The sequence below is a fragment of the Microbacterium sp. Z10_103 genome (genome assembly GCF_058310455.1).
This window is the reverse complement of sequence record NZ_JBZEGK010000001.1, coordinates 2298595-2313614: the sequence shown is the minus strand read 5'-3', so window position 1 is coordinate 2313614 and position 15020 is coordinate 2298595. Positions and strand designations below refer to the sequence as shown.

Annotated in this window: 13 protein-coding genes, 2 tRNA genes and 1 pseudogene; 10 read left to right on the top strand and 6 right to left on the bottom strand. The window is 68.8% G+C overall.

The genetic code is table 11. The annotated features are described in order from the left end of the window. The first annotated feature begins 28 nt into the window (after positions 1-28). Together AC4FS2_RS11270 and AC4FS2_RS11265 are read left to right on the top strand one after the other, a co-directional pair. Complete coding sequence (locus AC4FS2_RS11270) at positions 29-3499, top strand: bifunctional proline dehydrogenase/L-glutamate gamma-semialdehyde dehydrogenase (RefSeq protein ID WP_491156763.1); 3471 nt, start codon at positions 29-31, stop codon at positions 3497-3499. Positions 3500-3601: 102 nt separating this feature from the next. Beyond that, the gene (locus AC4FS2_RS11265; protein WP_491156764.1) at positions 3602-4522 is read left to right on the top strand and encodes a hypothetical protein; all 921 of its coding nucleotides are present in this window, start codon (positions 3602-3604) and stop codon (positions 4520-4522) included. A 38-nt stretch (positions 4523-4560) separates the two neighbouring features. On the opposite strand, the gene AC4FS2_RS11260 is transcribed toward AC4FS2_RS11265, so the two are convergent. Together AC4FS2_RS11260 and AC4FS2_RS11255 are read right to left on the bottom strand one after the other, a co-directional pair. Continuing rightward, positions 4561-5175: a GrpB family protein gene (locus AC4FS2_RS11260; protein ID WP_491156765.1), complete on the bottom strand. Its 615-nt coding sequence runs from the start codon at positions 5173-5175 to the stop codon at positions 4561-4563. A gap of 50 nt (positions 5176-5225) precedes the next feature. Then, positions 5226-6812, bottom strand: a complete 1587-nt coding sequence (locus AC4FS2_RS11255) for a phytoene desaturase family protein (RefSeq protein WP_491156766.1) — start codon at positions 6810-6812, stop codon at positions 5226-5228. Positions 6813-6859: 47 nt separating this feature from the next. On the opposite strand from AC4FS2_RS11255, the gene AC4FS2_RS11250 reads away from it, so the two are divergent. The 4 genes from AC4FS2_RS11250 to AC4FS2_RS11235 all read left to right on the top strand — a co-directional run bounded on the left by AC4FS2_RS11250 (position 6860) and on the right by AC4FS2_RS11235 (position 9403). Beyond that, entirely contained in the window at positions 6860-7654 is a 795-nt protein-coding gene (locus tag AC4FS2_RS11250) for an inositol monophosphatase family protein (protein WP_491156767.1), read from the top strand. Positions 7655-7944: 290 nt separating this feature from the next. Then, positions 7945-9168 carry a M23 family metallopeptidase gene (locus AC4FS2_RS11245; protein ID WP_491156768.1) on the top strand — a complete coding sequence of 408 codons (1224 nt, stop codon included), beginning with the start codon at positions 7945-7947 and terminating at the stop codon, positions 9166-9168. Between the two features lie 64 nt (positions 9169-9232). Continuing rightward, a tRNA-Thr gene (locus AC4FS2_RS11240) sits at positions 9233-9304 on the top strand. A 25-nt stretch (positions 9305-9329) separates the two neighbouring features. Further along, positions 9330-9403: transfer RNA gene (locus tag AC4FS2_RS11235), tRNA-Met, on the top strand. A gap of 193 nt (positions 9404-9596) precedes the next feature. Here AC4FS2_RS11235 and AC4FS2_RS11230 read toward each other — a convergent pair. Next, positions 9597-9848, bottom strand: a pseudogene (locus AC4FS2_RS11230) (tyrosine-type recombinase/integrase); the annotation flags it as partial. A 102-nt stretch (positions 9849-9950) separates the two neighbouring features. Here AC4FS2_RS11230 and AC4FS2_RS11225 point away from each other — a divergent pair. Continuing rightward, the gene (locus AC4FS2_RS11225; protein ID WP_491157083.1) at positions 9951-10274 is read left to right on the top strand and encodes a hypothetical protein; all 324 of its coding nucleotides are present in this window, start codon (positions 9951-9953) and stop codon (positions 10272-10274) included. An 18-nt stretch (positions 10275-10292) separates the two neighbouring features. Here AC4FS2_RS11225 and AC4FS2_RS11220 read toward each other — a convergent pair whose 3' ends face one another. Beyond that, positions 10293-11048, bottom strand: a complete 756-nt coding sequence (locus AC4FS2_RS11220; RefSeq protein WP_491157081.1) for a GOLPH3/VPS74 family protein — start codon at positions 11046-11048, stop codon at positions 10293-10295. A 453-nt stretch (positions 11049-11501) separates the two neighbouring features. On the opposite strand from AC4FS2_RS11220, the gene AC4FS2_RS11215 reads away from it, so the two are divergent. Continuing rightward, positions 11502-11705 (top strand): hypothetical protein, encoded by a 204-nt coding sequence (locus AC4FS2_RS11215; protein ID WP_491157079.1) that lies wholly within the window; start codon positions 11502-11504, stop codon positions 11703-11705. Between the two features lie 56 nt (positions 11706-11761). Further along, complete coding sequence (locus AC4FS2_RS11210; RefSeq protein WP_491157077.1) at positions 11762-13027, top strand: MFS transporter; 1266 nt, start codon at positions 11762-11764, stop codon at positions 13025-13027. Here the strand turns inward: AC4FS2_RS11210 and AC4FS2_RS11205 are convergent. After that, positions 12959-13426: a hypothetical protein gene (locus tag AC4FS2_RS11205; RefSeq protein ID WP_491157075.1), complete on the bottom strand. Its 468-nt coding sequence runs from the start codon at positions 13424-13426 to the stop codon at positions 12959-12961. The two genes, AC4FS2_RS11210 and AC4FS2_RS11205, sit on opposite strands and share 69 nt — an antisense overlap. Positions 13427-14063: 637 nt before the next feature. Between AC4FS2_RS11205 and AC4FS2_RS11200 the strand changes: the two genes are divergently transcribed. Next, a complete protein-coding gene (locus AC4FS2_RS11200; RefSeq protein WP_491157074.1) occupies positions 14064-14342 on the top strand; it encodes a 2TM domain-containing protein in 279 nt (92 codons plus the stop codon). A gap of 46 nt (positions 14343-14388) precedes the next feature. Here AC4FS2_RS11200 and AC4FS2_RS11195 read toward each other — a convergent pair whose 3' ends face one another. After that, complete coding sequence (locus AC4FS2_RS11195; protein WP_491157072.1) at positions 14389-14994, bottom strand: TetR/AcrR family transcriptional regulator; 606 nt, start codon at positions 14992-14994, stop codon at positions 14389-14391. Positions 14995-15020 lie beyond the last annotated feature (26 nt).

The window sequence follows — 15020 nt, the reverse complement described above, 5'->3', positions numbered from 1 at the left end:
GACTGGGCCCACGACGGAAGGTTCCCTCATGACCCTCAGCGAAGCCCCCGCCGGCGCCCCTGCCGCCGACCCGGCCGACATTCGGCCCATCGACCTCGCCGACGACGCGATCGCGCTCGTCCGCCGTTGGCTGGAGGCCAGCCGTGCCGAACCGGTCGATGCGTCGGCCCAGCGCCTGGCCGGGGTGCTCCGCGACCCGAACGGTCTCGCCTTCACCGTGGGATTCGTCGACGGGGTGGTGCGGCCGGACGACACCCGCGTCGCCGCTCGCAACCTCACGGCGCTGACGCCGCTGATTCCGGGATTCCTGCCCCTCCCGCTGAAGGCCGCCATCCGCCTCGGCGCGCTGGCGGCCCCGATCGCCCCGCGCATCGTCGTGCCGATCGCCCGCACCGTCCTGCGCGCAATGGTGCGTCACCTCATCGTCGACGCGACGGATCGGAAGCTCGGCCCGGCCATCGAACGCATCCGGAGCGCGGGCGAAGGAACCCGACTCAATGTCAACCTCCTCGGTGAAGCCATCCTCGGTAAGAAGGAGGCCGCACGCCGTCTTGCGGGCACGCGCCGCCTGCTGTCCCGGGATGATGTGGACTACGTCTCCATCAAGGTCTCCTCGACTGTCGCGCCGCACACCCCGTGGGCGTTCGAGGAGGCGGTGGCGGATGCGGCCGCCGCTCTCCGCCCGCTCTACCGTGACGCTCAGGAGGGACGGAAGTTCCTCAACCTCGACATGGAGGAGTACAAGGACCTCGACCTCACGCTCGCGGTGTTCATGCGGATCCTCGATGAGCCGGAGTTCCGCGACCTGGAGGCCGGGATCGTCCTGCAGGCCTATCTCCCCGACGCCCTTGGCGCGATGATGCGCCTTCAGGAGTGGGCGGCGGACCGCGTGGCCTCTGGCGGGGCGGCGATCAAGGTCCGCGTGGTGAAGGGCGCGAACCTCCCGATGGAGCGGGTCGACGCCGACATTCACGACTGGCCCCTGGCGACATGGGAGTCCAAGCAGGCATCGGATGCGTCGTACAAGGCCGTCCTCGACTACGCGCTCCGCCCGGAACGCACCGCGAACATCCGCGTCGGCGTCGCCGGCCACAACCTGTTCGACATCGCGCTGGCGTGGCTGCTCGCCGAACGCCGGGGCGTCGCTTCCGGCATCGACGTCGAGATGTTGCTCGGCATGGCCACCGCCCAGGCCGCGGTCGTGCGCCGCACTGTCGGGTCGATCCTCCTCTACACGCCGGTCGTGCACCCGAAGGAGTTCGACGTCGCGATCGCGTACCTCATCCGCCGGCTCGAGGAGGGCGCGTCGGCGGAGAACTTCATGTCGGCCGTGTTCGATCTCGATAGCGACGCGGGTCTGTTCGCCCGTGAACGCGACCGGTTCCTCGCCGCTATCGCGGCCATGCCCGATGGGGTCCCCGCGCCGCACCGCGTGCAGGATCGCACCGCCCCGGCCCTGCCCGCGCGGGCACCCGGATTCGACAACGCCGCCGACTCCGATCCGGCGATCGCGGCGAACCGCGGCTGGGCCGACGGCATCCTCGCCCGCATGCAGACCTCGACCCTCGGCACCGAGACGGCGGATGGCCACGTTCTCGCCGACGAGGCCGCCGTGGATGCCGCGATCGATGCGGCCGTGACGGCGGGCGAACGCTGGCGGGCGCTGGGCGCCGATGGTCGTGCCGAGATCCTCCACCGCGCCGGCGACATCCTCGAGCGCCGCCGCGCAGACCTCATCGAAGTCATGGGGTCGGAGTGCGGCAAGGTCGTCGAGCAGAGCGATCCGGAAGTGTCGGAGGCGATCGACTTCGCGCACTACTACGCCGAACAGGGTCGCCGGCTCGGACAGGTCGACGGCGCGACGTTCACTCCGGCGCGGCTGACCGTCGTGACGCCGCCGTGGAACTTCCCCGTCGCCATCCCCGCCGGTTCCACCCTCGCCGCGCTCGCTGCCGGCAGCCCCGTGATCATCAAGCCCGCACGCCAGGCACGACGTTCGGGCGCCGTCATGGTCGAGGCGCTCTGGGAGGCCGGTGTGCCCCGCGATGTGCTGACCTACCTGCAACTCGACGGTCGGGAGTTGGGGCGACGGCTCGTGTCGCACCCTTCGGTCGAGCGGGTGGTCCTCACCGGGTCGTACGAGACCGCCCAGCTCTTCCGCTCGTTCCGACCCGACCTCCCGCTCCTTGCTGAGACGAGCGGCAAGAACGCGATCATCGTCACCCCCAGCGCCGACCTCGACCTGGCGGCCAAGGACGTGGCGTTCTCCGCCTTCGGGCACGCGGGTCAGAAGTGCTCCGCCGCATCCCTCGTCATCCTCGTGGGATCCGTCGCCACCTCCGACCGCTTCCGCGGGCAGCTCGTGGACGCGGTCACCTCACTCGAGGTGGGGATGCCGTGGGAGCCCGCGAGCCGCGTCGGGCCCCTCATCGGGCCCGCCGACGGCAAGCTCCTGCGGGCGCTCACGACGCTGGAGCCCGGCCAGCGGTGGCTGGTGGAGCCGAAGAAGCTCGATGCCGACGGCGCGTTGTGGCGCCCAGGGATCCGCGATGGCGTGCAGGCGGGGTCGGAGTTCCACCTCACCGAGTACTTCGGGCCGGTCCTGGGAGTCATGACCGCCGCCACGCTCGACGAGGCGATCGATCTGGTCAATCAGATCGACTACGGGCTCACCTCGGGGCTGCACTCCCTCGATGACGCCGAGATCCAGACGTGGATGGGGCGGATCGAGGCGGGCAACGCGTACATCAACCGCGGCACCACCGGCGCGATCGTGCGGCGCCAGCCGTTCGGCGGCTGGAAGAAGTCCGTCGTGGGCGCGGGGACGAAAGCGGGCGGTCCCAACTACCTCACCGGCTTCGGGGCGTGGACGGATGCCGCGCCCCCAGCCGTGCAGGCGCACGTGCGCCCTGACGGGTTCGTGTCTGCGGCCCTGGCTGCCGTGCCCGCCAGCGACCGCGGCTGGCTGTCGGCCGCGCTCGCCAGCGACGCCCTCGCATGGGCGGACGAATTCGGCACAGCCCGCGACGTGTCGGCGCTGGCATCGGAGCAGAACGTCTTCCGCTACGCGCCGGTTCCGGTGACGATCCGGTTCGAGCAGGCCGACGAAGTTGCGCTCGTACGGACCGCCGCCGCCGGGATCCGCGCCGGTGCTGCACTCACGGTGAGCACCGCGGCCGGCCTCTCGCCGGCGGTGCGCGCCTGGCTCGAGGGCGCCGGGGTCTCCGCGCGGGTGGAGGACACCGCATCCTGGTGCCGCCGTGCGGCCTCCCTCGGCCTCCGCGGCGGACGCGTGCGGCTGCTCGGGGGTTCGGCGCGGGAGTTCGCGGAAGCGACGGACGGATCGCCCGCGGTCGCCCTGTACACCGGACCGGCCGTGACCGCGGGGCGGATCGAGATGCTGCCGTACCTGCGCGAGCAGGCGGTGTCGATCACCGCGCACCGCTTCGGCACCCCCCGTCGCTACCCGGTGCCGGCAGCATCCGGGGGTGGGCGATAACCGTGCGGGGGATGGACCGGATCATCCCCAGTACGGCGGGCGCGCCGCGACCCTGAGAGACCGCGTGCCAGGATGGAGCGACTCCCGAGGAGAGGTACCACCATGACCACCCCCCAGCATCCGCCCCAGCAGGCACCGGCTCAGGCCGGTCGCAATCTTCTGCGTCTGGCCATCTGGGTCGCCATCGGCGCGCTCATCGCTGCTGCCATCGTCTGCGTCGTCTGGGTGCTGATCGGCCCGGAGAACGACATCATCGGACGCGCGTTCCTGACGATCCTGCTGCTGGCCGCCTTCGCCGGCGCCGCGATCCTCGACGTGCACCTCTCCGCGCGTCGGCCGCCGTGGTTCCAGCTGACCAGCATGATCACGTGGGTGGTGGCGCTCCTGGTGGGAGCGTTGCTCATTTGGATGCCGACGGAGGAATACGGCTTCGAGGGCTTCACGCGCTTCGTGTCGTTCTTGCTCGTCGTGCTCATCCTGCAGCTGGCGCTGCTGCACGTGCGCCTCTACCTGAAGTCACTCAGCCGTCACCTGACCGCTTTCACGCGCACGCTCGCCGGTATCACCGTCGGGCTCGTGATCGTCCTCACCGTCATGCTGATCCTGCCGCTGACCTTCCACGAGTTCATCGACTTCCGCGATCTGTACTGGCGGATCGTGGTGGCGATCACCATCCTCGCCGCTGTCGGTACGGCACTGATCCCGCTGATGAACGCGCTCTTCGCGCCGAAGGCTCCGCGACCGGTCTCCCCGCCCGTGCAGCAGTCGGCGCTTCCCCCGTGGCCGACGTACGGCGATGGCGCGACTCCGCTGCCGATGCTCCCGGACGGATCGCCCGACTGGAACGCGTACTACACCGGCTACCCCACCTACGGGCAGCAGCCGCAAGCCGCACCCGCTCAGCAGCAGCCGGCCTCGCAGCAGCCGAGCCTGCAGCAGCCGCCGGTGTCCCCGCCGCCGCCGCCCGCACCACCGCATCCCGGTTTCGAAGGGTATCCGCCGCCGCCCCCGGCGCCGCGCTGACCCGGGTCCGTCCCGACGCGAGGGCGAGGTGAACGGCCTCAGCGCTCGCCGGCGGGTGCGTTGCGGGCCCAGCTCTCGAACTCGACTTGCACGGCGTCAAAGAAACCCGTTTTCCCCCGCGTGTAGTCGTCGTAGTCGGGCTTGCCCGTCTCCCGCTCGCTCAGTTGGCGTTTGACCGCCTCGTATCGAGCCCTCTGGTCGGGGTGTGCCCGCAGCCAGTCACGGAACCACACCGTGTACAGGCCCCAGGGGGAGTCCGCTCGGCGCACATGCAGGATCGCCTGCTCGCCCTGGTGCCAGAACAGGGACTTCTCCCACACCAGGGGCTCCGCGGCGAGAGAGCCCCTCGGCACGTCGCGGTACACGCCCGGCGAATCGGGGCGTGATCCTCGCGCTCGCTCATATCCGAGCGGAGCGAGGCGCGCGATGAGGTCGGGATCGGCGGGAAGCGGCGAGATCCGCACCTGCAGGTCGACGAGCGGCTTGGCCGGGAGGCCAGGCACCGAGGTGGAGCCGATGTGATCGAGCGCGGCGTCCGCCGCGCCCTGCAGGCCCTCCAGGGCGCTCCTCACTCCTCCGAGCAGGCGGAACGCTGTCCTGGCCCACTCGGGGTCGTAGTCAGCGAGTGCGGCGGGGTTCCTCGGCTTGCTCACGCGGTCGAAGGTAATCCCGCCCGCCGCCGGGGGCAAAGTCGGACAGCCGATCAGAGGTTGAGCAGCTCCAGCGCCGCCATCGCGGCGTTGTGCCCGCCGATCCCGCTGACTGCCCCGCCGCGCTGGGCGCTCGACCCGCACACCAGGATGCGGGGATGCTCCGTGGCCACGCCCCAGCGCTCGGCGGGGCTGGTGGGCTCGGCTTCGAGCCAGGGCCACGACAGCGGACCGTGGAAGATGTCGCCGCCTGACATCGCCAGGTCGTCCTCGAGATCGGCCGTGGTGCGCGCCTCGATGCACGGCTGGCCGTCCGCCGTCTCGTAGATGCAGTCGGCGAGCGGCTCGGCGAGCACCGAATCCACACTGCGTTGTGCGGCGCCCAAGAGTTCGACACGGGCGGCCGCCGCATCCTTGCCGGCGAGGAGACGGTGCGGCACCTGAAGACCGAAAAGCGTGAGCGTCTGCGCCCCCTGGGCTTGCAGCTCGGGGCCCAGGATCGACGGATCCGTCAGCGAGTGGCAGTAGATCTCCGCAGGCATAGGCTCGGGAACGACGCCGGCCACCGCCGAGGCGTACGCCGCGTCGAGCTGAGTCATGGTCTCGTTGACGTGGAATGTACCCGCGAACGCTGCTTCAGGCCGCACGTTCTCGTCACGCAGCCTCGGCAGGCGTCGCAACAGCATGTTGACCTTGACCTGGGCGCCCTCGGCCTGCGCCGCCGCATCCACGTCGGCGCCGCCGTCCCGGAGGAGGCGCACGAGCACGTCGTGTCCGACACCGCTGAGGACGACGCGTCCGCGGAGGTTCTCGCCCTTCCGGTCATCGACGTGGACATCGCCGTCGGGGGTGATGGCAGTGACGCGGGCGCCGGTTCGCACCTCGGCGCCGGCCACGCGAGCGGCTCGCTCAAGCTCGTCGCTCACGCGCCCCATCCCGCCCACCGGCACGTCCCAGTCGCCCGTTCCGCCTCCGATCACGTGATACAGGAAGCAGCGGTTCTGGCGCAGCGATGGGTCATCCGCCGCCGCGAAGGTTCCGATGAGGCCGTCGGTGAGGGCGACGCCCCGCGCGATATCGGTCTCGAGCGATGACCGCAGCGTCAGCCCGAGGGGCTTGTCGACCATGTCGCTCCACAGTGCGTCGTCGTCCACGCGCTGCTGCACCTCGGCGGTGGTCGGCAGGGGCTCCGTCATGGTCGGGAAGATCGCCCGCGCCAGCGGTGAGATGCGCCCGTAGAACGCCGCGAAGCGTTCCGCTTCGGCGGCATCGCCCGAGGTGCGGAGGAAGGATGCGGCGGTGGACTCGTGGTCGGCGGTGTCGACCAGGATGCCGCGCGACGGGTCGGCCGGATCGGGGGTGTAGGAGGAATACCGGCGGCGGCGGAGGTCGATGTCGAGCTTCAGGTCACGGATGATCTGCCGGGGGAGCAGGCTCACGAGGTAGGAATACCGCGACAGCCGGGCGTCGATTCCCTCCCATGGGCGCTCCGACACGGCAGCGCCGCCGACGTGTTGGAGCTGCTCGACCACCACGACGCTGGCTCCCGCCCGGGCGAGGTACGCGGCGGCCACCAGCGCGTTGTGGCCGCCCCCGACGATGACGACGTCATGCGTATGGCCCGGGATGCGCGCGCTCATGCGTCTACGGTAGCCGGGGCGCCCGCGGCCGCCGCTAGCGTGGAGTCATGACCCTCACCGCAGATCTGCTGGAGCTCGCCACCGAGATCGCCCGGGAGGCGGGCCGGCTCGCGCAGACCCGGCGAGCGGAGGGCGTCACGGTGGCTGCGACGAAGTCGGCGCTGGCCGACATCGTCACGGAGGCCGACCGCGAGGTGGAGGCGCTCATCCAGTCGCGGTTGCGCGCGGCTCGCCCCGCTGACGGCTTCCTCGGGGAGGAATCGGGCGGTCGCGCCCGTGAGTCGGAGATCACGTGGGTGGTCGACCCCATCGACGGGACGGTCAACTACGCGTACGGCCTCCCCGCGTACGCGGTCAGCATCGCCGCCGTCGGAGGGGATCCCGATCCGGAGACGTGGACGGCGCGCGTCGGTGTCGTGTACTCGCCTCCGACGGAAGAGCTCTTCTCCGCATCGCTGAACGGTGGAGCCTGGCTCGGGGAGCAGCGGTTGCGCGTGAACGCCGACGTCGGCCCGGCCGGAGCCCTCATCGGCACCGGTTTCGGGTACGACCCCAGCACCCACGCCGCCGCATTGGATCAGATCGCGCGGGTCATGCCTCTCGCACGGGACCTTCGTCGGGGTGGCGCAGCCTCCCTCGATCTCGCCTCCGTGGCCGCGGGACGCCTCGACGCGTACTACGAACGGGGGCTGCAACCGTGGGATCACGCTGCCGGAGCGCTGCTCGTTCGCGAGGCCGGAGGCCTGGTTTCCGGGGCTCCCGGGGGTCGCCCCGGCCGGGGCATGACGATTGCTGCGTCGCCGGGCGTCTTCAACGCGCTGTCCGAGGTGCTCGACTATTGACCCGTGCCGGGGCGGCCCTGCACATGGCTTTCTCAGTCGCCGCGAGGTAGTGTTTATCCGATCGTTACCTTTACCGCCCGAACGGTGGGGGTGGCCAACGCTGTACTGACCGATGCCGTCGCGCCTTCGCGACACGACCCGGAAGCCACTACGTCTTGACCGACTCCCGCCCGGCTGCGCCTGCCTCCCCACGGTGGACCAGCCCGACTCCTGACGCGCCAGCGAACGGAGCCCCTCCGCTGACGCGTGCAGAACTGCGACGACGCGCCCAAGCGCAAGCCGCGGCGGCCGTGAGTCCGGAGTTGCCGGCGGCCCGCGAGGTCCGGGGGCGACCTCTGACCGAGACCATCGGGTCGACGGATGCGATCGAGCTGACGGTCGCTGTCGAGGACCTGCCCGACCTGGCTCCTGAAGCCCTCGCGCTTCCCGCCCTGCCCGCCGAGGTGGCCCTCGTCGTCGAGACGACCGCCGCGGCGGTGGAGACGACTCCGGTCGCTCTTCCGACGTCGCCGATCGCGTTGCCCCAGGTGCGCGCGCGCCGGACACCGCCCGCCGCTCCTGCCCCGGTGGACGAGTCGCTGGCGGATGAGGATGACCGCGATTTCGTCGACGACGTCCACGCCGCCGCCGAGCGTTCCTCGCCGGGCGAGGATGGCGCGTTCGATGAGTTCGAGGCTGCCGCCCGGCTGTTCGCGTTCACCGGTGAGACGCCCGTGCAGGTGGCCGCAGCTGCGCTGCGAGACGAGGAAGAAGAGGCGCCCGCCGTCTCCGAGGGAGCGCAGCATCGCCGGGGTTCGTCGTTCCGGCGGGCGGCCGCCGCATCCTTCTCGGTCGGGATCATCGGCGTCGTCGGTCTCCTCACCGTCGGGCTGACCACGCCGGCCGAGGCCGTCGCGGCTGTGCAAGGCGGAACGGCAAATCTCAGCACGCTGGCCGCAGGCGCTGTCGCCGCGGAGGACGAAGAGATCCAGGTGTACGTCGCGCCTGCTGAAGTGAAGAACGAGGGCGTCGAGCGCCTCGACCACTTCACCACCACCACGTTCGCGGAGATCGCCGCGGAATCCGGCATCTCCAACTTCTCCAGCTTCTTCGTCAACGACCCGACCTCGGCGATCCAGTGGCCGTTCGCGGTGGGCGTGCCCATCACCTACGGATACGGCATGCGCTCCGGCCGGATGCACGAGGGCATCGACTTCGTGCCAGGGGCAGGGGCGCCGGTCCAGGCGATCGCCGATGGAACAGTGCGGATCGCGACGGAGTCGGGCGGCGCCTTCGGGGTGACGGTCGTCATCGACCACGTCGTCGACGGCGAGCTGATCTCCAGCCGCTACGCGCACCTGCAGTACGGCTCCCTTCAGGTCGAGCCCGGCCAGCAGGTCACCGTCGGCACCTTCATCGGCCGCACAGGAAACACCGGTCGCTCATTCGGCGCGCACACGCACTTCGAACTGCTGGCCGGCGGAACGAGCGCGGTGGACCCGCTGCCGTGGCTGCGTCAGCACGCGGGCGGCTGACCGGCGTCAAGCGAGGCCCAGCGCTCTGGTATTCTCGTTGAGTTGCCCGGGGAACGCCGGGCGCGCCCCGATAGCTCAGTGGTAGAGCACTTCCATGGTAAGGAAGGGGTCGTCAGTTCAATCCTGACTCGGGGCTCGAAGCATCCATGCGGATGCGTCGCGGCAGGGTAGCTCAGTTGGTGAGAGCGCACGACTCATAATCGTGAGGTCGCGGGTTCAAGCCCCGCTCCTGCTACAACGAGAAAAGCTTGGTTGAGCGGCTTTTCGACCTTGTTAAAATCGCGCACAGCGAAGCCAAGTCGGTAGTCTGCCCACATTTGCCCACACTTGGCCTCGTCCTCGACGGGGCGCAGAGGGCAACTCGCCCGAACGTGGGGCCCAACGCAGATTAGCGCCCGGCGATTGCGCTGGTCGCCACGACGGGATCATCACCCTGACGGGCCACGCCCGTTCGCGAAAAGCTCGCCCGCATCACGGTCGAGAGCATCCGAGACAGCGTTCAAGTCCTCGTCGAAGAGCTCGGCGTACACGTCGAGTGTCGTGGCCGCAGACGCGTGGCCGAGCATCCGCTGGACTGCTTTCACGTTGGCGCCGGCCGAGACCGCGAGGCTAGGAGCGGCGTGACGCAGGTCGTGGGGAGTGACAACCGGGGACGCCGGGTGTGCGGCGCGGACTCTCGCGGCTCGTCGGGCGCATGGCTTGTAGCGATTGCGCGAGATGACCGCCAGCACGACGCCATCCGTAGACGTGGAGCCCACGAGGTACACACGACCCTCGCTACCGTGACTCTCGCGTTTCACGGCGGCATCGACATGATCGGGGGAGAACAACTCGTCGCAGCCTACGCACTGCTCGAGCGCGGAGGGACGGTCATCGCACTCGGACACGCCGCCGCAGCGAGCGAGCACTTCTCCTACGGGGCGTTCGTCGCGGACCCCACGACGGCGGACCGCTCCATCACGAGCTTCTTCCTCGGAACCGAGCCGGACCGGGCGGTCGAGCTGCGGTACCTCGTGGCGGACAGGGAATTGCTGCTCGGCCCGATCCACGTCAGAGGGTGGACCGAACTGCCGGAGCTTCGCGGGTCAGGATGGGCTCGTCTATAGCGCAGCTGCGACGTCGCGCTAGGCGCGGGGAAGCACGACCGCGGCCATGATGACGTTGTTGACGATGGTGGCGGCGACAGTGCGCGCGACAGCCTGAGCCGCAGCGCCGGCACCCCAGTTGCCGTTCTTCAGTGCCTCAGCGCGGGCGATGACCGGCGAGGTCCAGGGGATGTCACGGTCGAACTGAGGCAGCGTTCCGCTGCCGTACAGAAGCGCGGCGAGCGCTGCGACGCGGGGAGTGGGTTCCGCTCCGTCGACAAGGACGGCACGGACGTCGGCGAGCAGTGCAGCGCGGTGTTCGTTGTCGCCCTCCTCGAGTGCTGTGAAGCGGAACAGACCGAGCGCCTTCCGGGCGCTGCGACGGAGATCCCCACGCCCGACGAGGCGGTCCAGCAGCGGTTCCCGCAAGGTCGGGCCTGTCGCGGCGAGCACGGTCTGCACACCCTTCGGCTTATCCGCGACGTACTCCCAACTCAAGCGGAGGAGTTGGTCAGACGGAGGGTTGTCGGTGACAGCCTCTACGGTCGTCGTTCCGAGCAGGCCGGTGCCCGTGCTCACGTGGCCTCCGAGTGCGAGGTCGGCGAGCACCGCCCCTGCGAGCACATAGTAGAGAGTGCCCTCTCCGGCGATGTTTCCCGTACCGGCCTCGGAACCGGGTTCGGGCCTGAAGAGAAGCAGGAGAAGGTCCTCCGCCAGTGTTGGCGTCTCAAGCCCCGCAGTCGCCTTCGGCTCCTCGGCCGGAGTGGAAGACGAATCCTCGAAATGTGTGGTCATGGTTTTTCCGTTCTCGCTTCTCGATTCGGTGACACCACAGGAGCGGGCAGTGCCGTGACCCGATCTAGCTAAGGCCGTGTTGTCGGGACAGGGTCAAGTCCGTGGCGTGGGCTCGCCGCCCGTCTGTCCACCCCGCGCGCGGATGGCTCGCGCCTGCGGATCCGTCGGCTCATCGCTGTGGGGCTTCCGCTGGAGCGGGTACACCTGATCGTGACGGCCACATCCGAGGGCACACCCGCTGCGCAGTCGTGACCGCGCAAGCCTCTTCGATCACGGAAGCGACGCCGCTCTACGACCCGGGTCATCAGGCACTTCAGGTTCTGTTCTCAGACCCGGAGGTTCGACAGCTCGAGGGTGATGTCGGCCTGCTGCGCGGCAACTCGGGATGACCGTCTTCTCGATCGTCTTCGCAGGGAGCTTGCCGACCCGCGCCGTCTCGAGTCCCTCGCACTCATGGCCGGTCAGTTGCGGGAGGTGACCAACGACTCGTCCGAGGACGAACGCGTCGCTGTCATTGCGACGTTACGGGCCGGCGCGTCCGGGATCGACGATGTGCGCATCGGGGATCCGGCGCTTCGCGCTCTTCCCGAGGACTACATCACCCGCTCATTCGATCCAGCGCAACTCGATGTGATGCGGCGAGCCATTCCCCACTGAGCCCCGCGATCATCCGGGCTTGACCCTGTCACGAGGACAACGTTCATGGTGGACAGGTGAGAATCACCATCGCCTATTTGAGCTCCTACTTCCTGTCAGTGCTGGCCAACTCCATCGCGGCGGTCGCACTGCCGCTGATCATCCTGACCACGACCGGCAGTGCTCTGGGCGCGGGGACAGTCGCCGTCACCACTGCGATCCCAGCGCTCCTCGCGGGCGTGCTGATGGGGGTCGTCATCGACCGGGTCAATCGGCGTACGTCGTCGATCGTCACCGACGTGATTTCCGGAGCCGCCGTGGCCGCCTTGCCGCTGATTGCTCTGTTCACCGAACTGAACCTGGCTCTGTTCATCATCTTCGGTGTGATCGGTGCACTCGGCGACATCCCGGGGATGACAGCACGGGAGACACTGCTGCCGGCTGTCGTCCGTGCAAGCTCGTTCCCGTCCGAGCGTGTGATCGGCATCAGAGAGAGTCTCGGTGCGATTGGACTCGTGCTGGGGCCGGCGCTTGCCGGCACCCTGATCGCACTCGGCGGCGGGACCACGGTCCTGTGGGTCACCGCGGGATTCTCACTGGCGGCCGCGGCCGTTACCGTCTTCATTCCCCATCGGCTGGGTGCACACGACGCAATTGGTCGCGCTTCGAGCCGGTTCGGTTGGGCGGAACTCCGAGAGGGTTGGTCGACCCTTTTCCGAAGCCCGTTCCTCATGATGCTTGTGGCGATGACCTTCATGGCCGGCATCGTCTTGTCCTCGTTCCAGGGTCTGATCCTGCCGGTGTACTTCACGGAGCTCGGTCAGACCCCGGTTCTCGGCTTCGTACTCAGCGCTCTTGCCGTCGGCCTCCTAGCGGGCAGTGGCATTTATGCCATCTTCGCTCAGCGCGGACGTGGCCGTCGTGCGTGGCTCAGCACCGGATTGATCGGCGCCACCGTGGGCCTGGCCATCATGGCCACTCTTGCCAACGTGCCGATCGTGCTCATCGGTGCGTTCCTGACCGGTCTGGCGAGCGGACTGTTCACCAGCCTCATGGGAGTACTCATGCTCGAGCGCATCCCCGACGGAGTTCGCGGCCGTGTGCTCGGCACCCAGAACGCCGTGATGACCATCGCACCACCGCTAGGGGTCATGATCGCCGCCATCATCACCGAGACCACCACAACGGGAGTCGCCGCAATCGCGGCCGCCAGTATCTGGGGAATCATGACCATTGGCGTACTGGTGTCCAAGCCGCTCAGAAACCTCGCTCCGTTACCAGAGGATCCGCTGCTCCCCGTCGACGATCAAGGTCCCGAGGGACTGGGCCGAACCCGACCGTAGACGAAGCTCCACGCCGCCCCCGGCGCGTGAACCAGGGCGAAGAGAACGGGTGTGACGAGGAGCGCGATCGCGAACCCTAAGCGCGCGTCGGCGAAAGGACGCCCAGAAGATCGTCCAGATGGGGAGGACGACGACGGCGGCGCGGCCCAGGGGGTGCCAGCGGAAGCGACCGGCGATCGTCGAGAGCCATCCCGGCCGCACCCCGAGGAACGCCCACTCGAGGGGGCCCCACGCGGGGATCATGAGAGCGATGAGAAGGTTGCCGCCGGCCCACAGCCCGAACGTCACAGCCGGGTTCGACGGGTCCATCGCGGGGAGGTCAATGGCGGCATCGATCGCGGCGGCGACGGGAGCCGCGAGACGAAAGACCGCGGCGGCGAACACGGCGAGTGCCGACACAGCCGCGGCGACACGGCGCCAGGCGTTTCACGGGCCGTGGAGCCCTCGGGCGGAGTCGTCGGTCTGCTGGTGCGGCGCGAGCGGGGTTGCGGCGTTGAGAAGGCGGCGTAGAGCGTTGCAGCGTAGACAACATCCCAGTCGGCCGCCACTACATCTGCGACTGGATTGATCGAACGGTCAGCGGGCTGCGCATCCCGGCTGCGGATCGTCAGTCAACCGCCGAATGATCGGCGATGGAGTCGGCAGGATCTCCCGGAAACCTCCTGTCTGAGGCGCTGCGCGCCTCGGACAAGCGGTGCCTGCATGTGTGCCGACAGACGCCATCCGTCCCGCGCGCGCAACTGCTACAGGTAGGTTTCCGTCGAACACAGAAGCGTGAAGTACGGCTCTGTCTGTTCCCTTCACAAGGCACCGGATTCCCGGTGCCTTTTCCATGCCCGGCGCGTCACGCCGTGCAACCTCCGGCCGATCTCGGCGAAAGCCACTAATTTACCGAGCGGTATGGTTTACTGGTCGCCATTCCGCACTGCAATCGGGGGATGCGGGCCTCGCACGCCCGGCTCCACAGCGTCAAAAGCAACAACCCTGCAAGGAGAACACCGGACGATCCACATCGCTCATCGAAAGGACACCGCACATGGCAACAGTGAACGATTCCTACGAGCTCGCGCGTCGGCGCGTGATTGCAAAGACGATCTTCAAGTGGGTCGTGGCCGCTTGGGTACTCCTTGCGGTGGTTCAGATCGCGATCTGGTACTTCACGACACCGGGCGGCTACTTCTGGCCGGTGTGGCCCATCCTGGGGACCCTGGTCGCGGTCGTCGTGTGGGGCGTTTTCACTTATGGCCGCCGCCCCGCCGATGTCTCGGAGAGCCGCATTCAGGCCGAACTTGCCCGCATGCGGGGCGGCAACTGACGGGGCGTTCTCTGGATCTCTGAGGGCACGATGCCCCGGAGGCCTCCTACGGGCACCAGTTCGACAGTGCGACGTCGACGACCTCGTCGAGCTCGTCCCGCCCCACGTCGCTGGCGGCCTGAACGGCGATGCCGAACCCGACGGTGACGATATATCGAGCGAGGCGTGCGGGATCGGCGTCGCGGGGGAGGTCCCCTTCCAGGATGGCCCGCCGAAAGCGCTCCTCCAGATCCGTATTCGCCTCGTTGCGCCACCCCACGAGCACGTCGTGGGCCGGTTTTCCTTCGTCGCCCGTGGCCAAGGCTCCCTGAACACCCATGCACCCGGGCGGAAATGCGGGGCCGGTGGCCGTCATGACCGCGCCCCGCAAGAGCTCCTCGGCCACCTCGCGCGCCGTCGGCCGCTGCATCGCATGCTCCACGTACGACCCCGGACCGTGGGTATACCGCTCGAAGGCCCTGCGGAACAGCTGCTCCTTGTTGCCGAACGCTGCGTACATGCTCGGCTTGCTGATACCCATCGCACCCGTTAAGTCGGTGATGCTCGTACCCTCGTAACCCTGCGCCCAGAAAAGGGTTACCGCGCGGTCGAGAGCCTCGTCTGCATCGAACTCTCTGGGCCGCCCGGTCCGACCACCGCGCGAGTCGCTCATGACAATATTCTAACGAGTTGGTACCG

Excerpts from the sequence above, each read along its gene's own strand:
- AC4FS2_RS11270 (WP_491156763.1), top strand. The coding sequence starts at position 29 with ATGACCCTCAGCGAAGCCCCCGCCGGCGCCCCTGCCGCCGACCCGGCC.
- AC4FS2_RS11265 (WP_491156764.1), top strand. The coding sequence starts at position 3,602 with ATGACCACCCCCCAGCATCCGCCCCAGCAGGCACCGGCTCAGGCCGGT.
- AC4FS2_RS11255 (WP_491156766.1), bottom strand. The coding sequence starts at position 6,812 with ATGAGCGCGCGCATCCCGGGCCATACGCATGACGTCGTCATCGTCGGG.
- AC4FS2_RS11250 (WP_491156767.1), top strand. The coding sequence starts at position 6,860 with ATGACCCTCACCGCAGATCTGCTGGAGCTCGCCACCGAGATCGCCCGG.
- AC4FS2_RS11220 (WP_491157081.1), bottom strand. The coding sequence starts at position 11,048 with ATGACCACACATTTCGAGGATTCGTCTTCCACTCCGGCCGAGGAGCCG.
- AC4FS2_RS11215 (WP_491157079.1), top strand. The coding sequence starts at position 11,502 with ATGGCCGGTCAGTTGCGGGAGGTGACCAACGACTCGTCCGAGGACGAA.
- AC4FS2_RS11200 (WP_491157074.1), top strand. The coding sequence starts at position 14,064 with ATGGCAACAGTGAACGATTCCTACGAGCTCGCGCGTCGGCGCGTGATT.
- AC4FS2_RS11195 (WP_491157072.1), bottom strand. The coding sequence starts at position 14,994 with ATGAGCGACTCGCGCGGTGGTCGGACCGGGCGGCCCAGAGAGTTCGAT.